Below are 7,918 nucleotides of genomic sequence, written 5' to 3'. Positions count from 1 at the left end.
TCCCGCGCCACTGCTTGAGCTTGTTGAAGCAGCGTTCGACGACGTTGCGGCCGCGATAGCGGGCGCGCTGTTGGTCACCGAAATCGATCGGTCTCCCTCGGCGCTTGCGTCGGTGAGCGATCTGATCGTCGCGCTCAGGGATCGTCGCAGCGATCCCACGCTCTCGTAGCCAGGCCCGGTTCGCCTTGGACGGGTAGCCCTTGTCCGCCATGACCCGGTCCGGCCGGGTCCGTGGCCTGCCTCTCGCTCCGGGGACGCGGATCTCGCTCAGCGTCGCGGTCAGCATGCTGGTGTCCGCTGCCTGCCCGGGCCGGGAACGGCTCTCCCGCGCGGCGCTGGTGGGCTGGGAGGGACGCCCCGAAGTGCGGGCGGTGCTCGGTGTGCTGGAGACCGTCCGGCTTGTCGAGGATCAACGGCACGGCTTCGCCGAGGAAGCCTCCCGTGCCGCAGCGATTAGCCACGCCCGCTCCTTGACTGAGTCGACAGCGGGTGACGTTTCCGCGCCGTGACGTTTCGGAGCCGGCCAATTCAGGCTTGGCGCGAAACGGGCGCGCGACCGCAGTGCGTTCGCCCGCTCGTCAGAGGGTGACACCGGGACGGGCGATGACGTGAACGGGATCGTCGGCGTTCGTCGTGGCCGCGGGTCGGTCGCTGACGGACGGTTAGGGGACAACGTCCGGCACGGACGTCGCGCCCTCTACCCAGAAGGCCACGCTCTGCCCGGTCGGCTCCGTGATTACAGTGACGACAACGCTTTCGCGGAGGCGTTCAACTCCCTCTTCAAAGCCGAACTCGTCCGCCACAGCGGCCCATGTCAATCGATCGACGACCTCAAGTTCACGGTCGCCGAATACGTCGACTGGCTCAACCACCGCCGACTGCACCCCCCGATCGGCATGACCCCACCCGTCGAGCACGAGCAGCAGCAGTACGATTCACGCCAATCGCGCGCCGCACAACGGGAACGGGTCGAGCCTCCGATTAACCCGGGGCGCAACAACATGCCCTGATCCGGGCCTTCGTCCTGGGTGACCGACCGGGGTATCGATGTTGCGGCGGCGTAGGCGCGGTTCCTGCAGGGGCGGCGGGCGAGGTTGTAGGTCATGTCGAGTTGTCCCACGCTGGTGCCGGGAGCGACGATGGGGTCCAGCCCGTCGAGCACGCCATCGGTTACGACGATGTCCGCTCCGGCGCGTAGGTCGCCGAGGTGCACCGCGGTGCCCGGTCCGCCGGTTGCGTGGGCGGGCGGCGACCTTAGCGGCGAAGACCGAAAGCGTCGGCCTTCTCGGCGAGGTACGCTTTCACGGTTGTCGGTTCGCGGCCGAGCATCGTGGCCAGGACGAGGGAGTTGCCGCCGCTGAAGCCGTAGGCGTCGTAGTGAGCGAACATGCGGCCGAGTCCGGTCCGCATCGTCGGAGGTACCGGGGCGGTGTCGGGGATGGTGGGTGGGGCTGATTCGGCTCGCACGTCCCGGCCGAGCAGTCGGGTGAGTTCCGTGGCCAGGTCGGCGCGACTGAACGTGCCGGGGGATGCGAGCTCGAAGACGCCGCCCACGAACCGGTCCGTGGTGAAGGCGAGCGCGGCGACGTCGGCGACGTCGCGGTAGTCGACGTAGGCCATCCGCGACTGGGCAGAGTAGGGGCCGCTGATGACGCCGTCGCGTGCTGCCTGCCGGATGACAGAGTCCAGCTGCGCCATGAACATCGCCGGTTGCAGGATGGTGTACTCCATGCCGGAGTCGAAGAGGGCCTGTTCGGCGGGCATCTTGTCGCGGTGGTTCGACAGATCCAGCAGCGATGGGTGATACACGCTGGAGAACACGAACCGGGAGATCCCTGCGTCCGCGGCGACGTCGACCAAGGCTTGACCGATGCGGGCTTCGTCTGGGACGAACGCCGGGATGATGTGGAACACGGCGTCCACTCCGCGGAGAGCCTCGCGGAGCGCCGCGCGGTCGCCGAGGTCGGCCACGACGGTTTCTGACGCCCCGTTGCGCCGGGCAGCGTCGATCTTGTCGTCGCTGTGCACGAGACCTCTCACGGTGAGCCCGGCACCGGCAACGGAGCGGGCGACCAGTCCCGCGGCAGAGCCCGCGGCGCCCACGCACAGAACGGTCCGCGGCGCGCTCATGAGGACACCTCGGCTGTCCCGGTGGTGGCGAGCCAGCTGCGCAGATCCCGCACGTCCGGATCGATCCGGCGGGTGCGGTCGAAGTCTGCCTGATAGCTGGGCGTGTTGATGAACCAGCGGAACATGGCGGTGCGATCCGCGTCGCCCTCGAGGACCTGCAGCGGCAGAGCCTCGAAGCGGGCGGGCCGGCCGAGCACGTCTGCCATCACGGCGGCGATGCCGTCACCGGTCTGTTGATCGCCGGCGATCTCGATCGCCCCGCCCGGCACCACCTCCGGATCCAGCAGCGCCTCAGCGGCGATCACTCCAATGTCACGCACGGCGATCATCTGCAGCGGAATATCTGCCGGGAGGGGAAGCCGAATCACGATTTCGTCACCGGACAGAGCGCGTGCCAGGTTCTCCATGAAAAACGTCGGCCGCACGATCGTTACCGGCATCAGTTCCTGCAGTCGTTCTTCGACGCGGCGTTTGCTTTCGAAGTGTGGGATGCCGGTGTGACGCTCGGCGCCACCCACGGAGGAGTACACCACCCGCGGCACCCCTGCCGCGGCCGCGGATTCGGCGATCGTCCGGCCGCGGCGGGCCTCTGCGTCGGTGCCGCCACTGGCCTGGTCGTAGGTGGTCATCACGAACAGGGCCGCCGCGCCCCGGAACGCGTCCACCAACGAGGCCGCGTCGTCCTGATCGCCGAACGAGACCGTCACCCCTCGCCGCGTCAACGCCGTGCTGGCCGGTGCTGTCCGGTCGCGCACCACAGCCCGCACCGGCACGCCACGCTCCAACAGCGCATCGATCACCGCGCCGCCTTGCTGCCCGGTCGCGCCGACGACCACGAATGGAAACCTCTCGCTCTCGCTCATGCTGCCAGTCTCACACAAAACGGACGAATTCGTCCGGCAGCTTGTAGGCTGTCGGCACCAGACCACGTAGAAGGAGCCGCCGCCATGATCTTCGAACCGGGTACATCCGAGTACCAGCGCGCCACCTCCCCGCACAACGCCACCGCGGTCCAACGTCCCGCCGTCGTCGCCCGGCCGACCACTGCGGCCGAGGTCGGCGACGTCGTCCGTGACGCGGCCGTCCGGGGCTTGACCGTGCTGCCGCAGGCCACCGGTCACGGCGCCGGAGGGACGATCGGGAACGACACGCTCCTTCTGGACACCTCCGGTCTGGACCAGCTCGAGATCGACCCTGTCGGCCGCACCGCGTCAGCGGGGGCGGGACTGACGTGGGCGACGGTCAACGAGCAGGCAGAACGTCACGGGCTGCTCGGACTCGCGGGATCCTCCCCGACGGTCGCCATCGCCGGGTACACCTTCGGCGGCGGTTACGGCTGGCTGACCAGACCCTTCGGCGCGGCCAGCTCCGCGCTGCGCACCGTGGAATATGTCGACGGCGCCGGACAGGTCAGGATCGCATCGCAGGACGCCGAAGACAGTATCGACCGAGACGCGTTGTGGGCGTTCCGCGGTGGTGGCGGGGTCGGTATCGCCACCCGGCTAGAGTTCGACCTCGTACCGGCACCCGACCTGCACGCCGGATACCTTCTCTGGCCGGTCCACGATCTGCCGGCGGTGACGGCCGCGTGGGCGACAGCGCTCGATCAGATCGGCGACGCGGTCACCACCAGCATCTCGGTGCTGCATGCGCCTCCCGGCCCGCCCATCCCCGACGACCTGCAGGGCGTCCCGGTCGTGCACCTCGCGATCGCCTCCACCCAGGGCGACGACCCAGCCCGCCCGCTCCTGGATGCCGTGCGGGCGGCCGCGGACCCCGCCGCGGACACCTGGGGACCCGCCGACGCCGCACGACTCGCCTCGATCCACCTTGACCCGCCAACCGCGGTGCCCGCTGTGGGCGACGCCCGCTGGCTCACCGCACACACCCCGGGCGTCGCGGTATCGATCCTGACCGCGGCGACCCAGCCCGACACACCGCTCGCGCTAGTCGAGATCCGCCACTTCGCCAACGCCGCACCCGCGGCCCCCGGCGCCGCGACGACCACGCCCGGCCCGTTCGCCCTGCACACGGTCGCAGCCCTGGACGATCCGTCACGCCGCCCCGCGATCGAGGACGCCCTCGCCGCGGTTCGCGAACTCGCAGCCCCCGTGGACACGGGATGGAGCATCGGATCCTGGGTCGAAGGCGCCGTGTCCGTCCCCGACGCGGTCCCGGCTGACATCCGCGCCCGCGTCGCCATGATCGCCGACGCCGTCGACCCGGACCGGCGGATCCGCCGCTCCCGCTACCTGCTCTGACCCCTCGACCGTCCGGCGCCGGCCGCCCGGTCCCGGAAGGTGGACTCGATATCGCGCTGACGAACCGGGGGAAGCGGCAGCACGCCCTCGGAGGCGATACCTGAGACGAACAACGCCAGATGACGGGTCGCGCTTCTGCGCCAGTCCGGGCTCTGCCGCAACGGCTGGGTGAGCAGGGCGCTGCACACGATCACATCCGTGGCGTTGACCTCCTGCTTCACCGCCCCGGACGCCCGCCCCTGATCAAGAAACGCCTCGATGAGCGCGTCGATCATCTGCCGCTTCGCCACAGCCTGCTCATCGATCAGGACCGGCGCACCGTGCAAGGGCAGGATCAGCTCCGCACCGATCGCGACGGACGCGACCAGAAACTCCCGGACCGCATCGAGCCCCTCCATCCGGCGCGCCGTGATCGATCTGAGAATTTCGATCAGTTTATCGTAGGCGCGGTGCTCCAACGCCACCATCAACGCGTGCCGGTCCGGGAAGCTACGGTAGAACGTCGCGACCCCGACCCCGGCCTCCGCGGCGATCACCGACACCGGCACCGCCAGACCGTCACGTCCGATCGCATGCAAAGCCGCCTCCAGCAACCGCTCCTTATTCGCAACGGCATCCCGGCGCGGCGATCTCGGCAGCGTCGCCTTTGACCCACGCCCAGCCTGCATCACCACATGCTGCCACACACGCCATCACGCAGCCCTCGGCTCGACGTGTCAGTGGGCTCAGATGGTGATCGCCTCGGGCAAGGCCCCGGGCTGGGCGGCTCGGTGGGTGAGGACCTGTTCCATGTGTTGCTCGGCCCAGTCCTTGAGCGGCTGCACGACGCGCTGCAGGTCGTGGCCGAGCGGAGTGAGTGCGTAGTCGACTCTCACCGGGACAGACGCAGTGACGGTGCGGGTGATCAGGCCATCGCGCTCCAGGTTCCGCAGGGTCTGGGTGAGCATCTTCTGGCTGACACCCGCGATGTGCCGGGCGAGTTCGCTATGGCGCTGGGGGCCGTTGTGGAGGCCGGCCAGGATCAGCGCCGTCCATTTGTTGCCGATCAGTTCCAGCAGCTGACGTGAGGGGCAGCCAGCGAGGTAGGCATCGTAGCGAACCTTTGCCTCCTGACGCCGTCTGGCCGCGGTCGTGGTTACCATCCGTCTCCCATCCACCCCCTAGGCACTATCAGGTACCTACTTACCGATCGTGCCTTGGCGTTCTAGCTTCACTGGTATTCATTCCCCACGTCAAGGAGCAAACCATGCGCGTTATCAGTCAGATCGCTTTCGGCGGCCCGGAGGTCCTGCACGGTTCACCCTTCCGAGAGCGATTTCCGCGTCGTGAACGGCGCTCTGCGCCGCGACACGACCGGCGTGGTACTCGCTGCGGCTCAGCATGCCCGCTCCGTAGTCGCGGGCGAGGTCTTCCATCCGCTCACGAGCGGACATGATCCGTCCCATCGCTTCCGCGACCGCCCCGCCTGTCTCGGGAGTGTCGGCCGGCAGAGTCGTCACAGCAAGGCGGGCAATCACGGCTTCTCTGACGACAGCTTCGAGGCCGGATGCACTGACCGATAGGCCGCCGCGCTCGGGATGCCCTGGCACCGGCATGCAGCGGTAGTAGTTCCGCTTCGCGTCCGATGGACCGTGCTTGGCCTTGCCTGCGACGAGCCCGGAGCCACACTTGCCGCACGTCGCGATCGCCGACAGCAGGTTGATCGAAGATGCTCCGACCCGGCGGTCCGGGTTGGAAAGCATCGCCCTGATGCGGGTCGTCTCCTCCGGCGTGATGATCGCAGGCCAGTTCCCCGGTCCGAGGATCTCTCGCCCGTTCGGGCCATCACCGCGCCTTCGCGTCGGCTCATACGCTCGCTGCCCGCTGATCCGCGCGGAGACCAAGATGGACTTCACGGTGGTCGCGTGCCAGACGCCGAGCGTCTTCCCCGTCTTCGCCTGCGGTGCGGGGAACCCGGACTCCTCGTTCAGCCACGCGGTGATCGAGCGCAGCGACTGGCCGGCGAGGAACCTGTCCGCCATCTCACGGATGACCGCGGCCTGCTCCGGGATGAGGACGCCGCCGGTGCCGTAGCCGAACTTTGCCGCGCCGTGCCAGTCGCCACGTTCGGCCTTCTGCCGGTTCGCACGGCGGATGCGGTCAGCCTTGTGCCCGGACTCGTAGGCCGCCATCGCGACGAGCTGCCGGGCCATCAGCCGACCCTCGTGAGTGTTCAAGTCGAACGCACCGCCCATGACAGCCTCGATGCGGATCGGATGCGTCTCCACGAGGTCGATCAAGTCCTCGAGCTCACGGGGTCGCCGGTAGAGCCGGTCGACGTGCCACACCACGACCCGCGAAGGACCGAGCTTGATCCGAGCGAGCATCCGCGCGAAGTCCGGTCGCTTCTTGTCGAGGTAGGCGGACGTGTCGTTGTCCATGAACACGTCGCCCTCGGCAACGTTGAGGCCCAGCCGGGCGCACAGCGCGAGGCAGTCGTCTCGCTGCCGCTCGACCCCGGCTTCCTCTCCGGTACGGTCTTCGCTGATCCTCAGATAGACCAGCACCTGCTCGGTAATCGTCCCAGTGCTGCTCGTAGTCGTCCTAGAGAGCATGACGACCACTCCGATCGGAACCCTGCCTCAGAGACACACCGAACGGGTATCGAACCAGTGCGCGAAGCACCTCCGTTGAGGACCGATCAACAGCCAGGCGGGTCGCCCGCAACGTCGCTTCCACGACTAGGTTGTTCTCGCGGCAGCGCCGCTCGATGGCTCGTCGCTGCGCTACAGCGTCCCCGCCAACGCCCCCCGCGCGCGCGAGCCGTACGTAGGCCACAACGTTCTTCTTGCGTTCGACGTCCACGCCGACCACCTCCACTGACTAGGCCGTGTTGCTAAAAGGTCGGGTTCGGGTCCCAGCCGGCGGCTGAGGCAGGATTGAGGGCGTGAGTGTCGTGCTTCGCCCGTGGAACAGTGGCGATGCGTCGGCGCTGAGCGAAGCATCTCAGAGCGCTTCCGATCTGGCGACTCAGTTCGGGGGCGCCGATCTGTCGACCCGGGCAGCGGCTGAGGCGTTCATCGACCAGTCCCTGCGCTTCGACGAGCACGTGAAGAACTGGGCCATCGTCGAGCACGGTGTTGCGATCGGCAACGTCGGAGCGGCCGCAATCGAGTTCCGGCACGAGACCGCGTGGATGTACTACTGGCTCGCAGCTGAAGCGCGCGGCAAGGGATACGCGACGGGCGCGCTCATCGCGGTGAGCGACTGGGTCTTCGAGAAGGGGCTGTATCGGCTCGAGCTCGGGCACCGGGTGAACAACCCCGCATCATGTCGAGTGGCGACCGCGGCGGGATTCCTCGCCGAAGGGATCGAGCGGGAGAAGCTCCGCTACGGCGATGTCCGCTACGACGTTGAGACGCACGCGCGACTGGCGACAGACCCCGCCCCTGCGACTCATCTCGTGCTGTCGATCGCGGAATGAGCGACGGCACCGTTGCTGAGCCAGTGGAGTGTCGCGGCGAGGCAGAGGCCGGCGTGGTAGTTGC

The 7,918-nt window shown here is 68.3% G+C and carries 10 protein-coding genes; 4 read left to right on the top strand and 6 right to left on the bottom strand.

What is annotated here, in order from left to right; genetic code table 11:
* On the bottom strand, positions 1-286 hold a 286-nt coding region (locus D8Y23_RS15450; RefSeq protein ID WP_164878275.1), incomplete at its 3' end, for a transposase.
* Here D8Y23_RS15450 and D8Y23_RS15445 point away from each other — a divergent pair.
* Together D8Y23_RS15445 and D8Y23_RS15440 are read left to right on the top strand one after the other, a co-directional pair.
* Positions 285-509 carry a hypothetical protein gene (locus tag D8Y23_RS15445; RefSeq protein ID WP_128218957.1) on the top strand — a complete coding sequence of 75 codons (225 nt, stop codon included), beginning with the start codon at positions 285-287 and terminating at the stop codon, positions 507-509. The genes D8Y23_RS15450 and D8Y23_RS15445 overlap by 2 nt on opposite strands.
* A 99-nt stretch (positions 510-608) precedes the next feature.
* On the top strand, positions 609-1,010 hold the full coding sequence (locus D8Y23_RS15440) for an IS3 family transposase (RefSeq protein ID WP_128218956.1): 402 nt from the start codon (positions 609-611) through the stop codon (positions 1,008-1,010).
* 244 nt (positions 1,011-1,254) lie between these two features.
* Here the strand turns inward: D8Y23_RS15440 and D8Y23_RS15435 are convergent, their stop codons facing one another.
* Together D8Y23_RS15435 and D8Y23_RS15430 are read right to left on the bottom strand one after the other, a co-directional pair.
* The gene (locus D8Y23_RS15435; protein WP_128218955.1) at positions 1,255-2,130 is read right to left on the bottom strand and encodes an SDR family oxidoreductase; all 876 of its coding nucleotides are present in this window, start codon (positions 2,128-2,130) and stop codon (positions 1,255-1,257) included.
* A complete protein-coding gene (locus tag D8Y23_RS15430; protein WP_128218954.1) occupies positions 2,127-2,993 on the bottom strand; it encodes an NmrA/HSCARG family protein in 867 nt (288 codons plus the stop codon). The genes D8Y23_RS15435 and D8Y23_RS15430 overlap by 4 nt, the downstream gene beginning before the upstream one ends.
* Positions 2,994-3,077: 84 nt before the next feature.
* On the opposite strand from D8Y23_RS15430, the gene D8Y23_RS15425 reads away from it, so the two are divergent.
* A complete protein-coding gene (locus tag D8Y23_RS15425; RefSeq protein WP_128218953.1) occupies positions 3,078-4,391 on the top strand; it encodes an FAD-binding oxidoreductase in 1,314 nt (437 codons plus the stop codon).
* Here the strand turns inward: D8Y23_RS15425 and D8Y23_RS15420 are convergent.
* The 3 genes from D8Y23_RS15420 to D8Y23_RS15410 all read right to left on the bottom strand — a co-directional run bounded on the left by D8Y23_RS15420 (position 4,379) and on the right by D8Y23_RS15410 (position 6,937).
* Positions 4,379-5,059: a TetR/AcrR family transcriptional regulator gene (locus D8Y23_RS15420; RefSeq protein WP_128218952.1), complete on the bottom strand. Its 681-nt coding sequence runs from the start codon at positions 5,057-5,059 to the stop codon at positions 4,379-4,381. The two genes, D8Y23_RS15425 and D8Y23_RS15420, sit on opposite strands and share 13 nt — an antisense overlap.
* Before the next feature lie 57 nt (positions 5,060-5,116).
* Entirely contained in the window at positions 5,117-5,533 is a 417-nt protein-coding gene (locus D8Y23_RS15415; protein WP_128218951.1) for a winged helix-turn-helix transcriptional regulator, read from the bottom strand.
* Positions 5,534-5,647: 114 nt separating this feature from the next.
* Entirely contained in the window at positions 5,648-6,937 is a 1,290-nt protein-coding gene (locus tag D8Y23_RS15410; protein ID WP_205797322.1) for a recombinase family protein, read from the bottom strand.
* A 380-nt stretch (positions 6,938-7,317) separates the two neighbouring features.
* Between D8Y23_RS15410 and D8Y23_RS15405 the strand changes: the two genes are divergently transcribed.
* On the top strand, positions 7,318-7,854 hold the full coding sequence (locus D8Y23_RS15405; RefSeq protein WP_128218950.1) for a GNAT family N-acetyltransferase: 537 nt from the start codon (positions 7,318-7,320) through the stop codon (positions 7,852-7,854).
* The last annotated feature ends 64 nt before the right edge of the window (positions 7,855-7,918 follow it).

Origin of the sequence: Microbacterium enclense, assembly GCF_004022425.1 — a bacterium.
GTDB classification, from domain to species: Bacteria; Actinomycetota; Actinomycetes; order Actinomycetales; family Microbacteriaceae; genus Microbacterium; species Microbacterium enclense_A.
The sequence above is the reverse complement of the archived record's forward strand: the minus strand, read 5'-3'. Positions and strand labels throughout refer to the sequence as shown.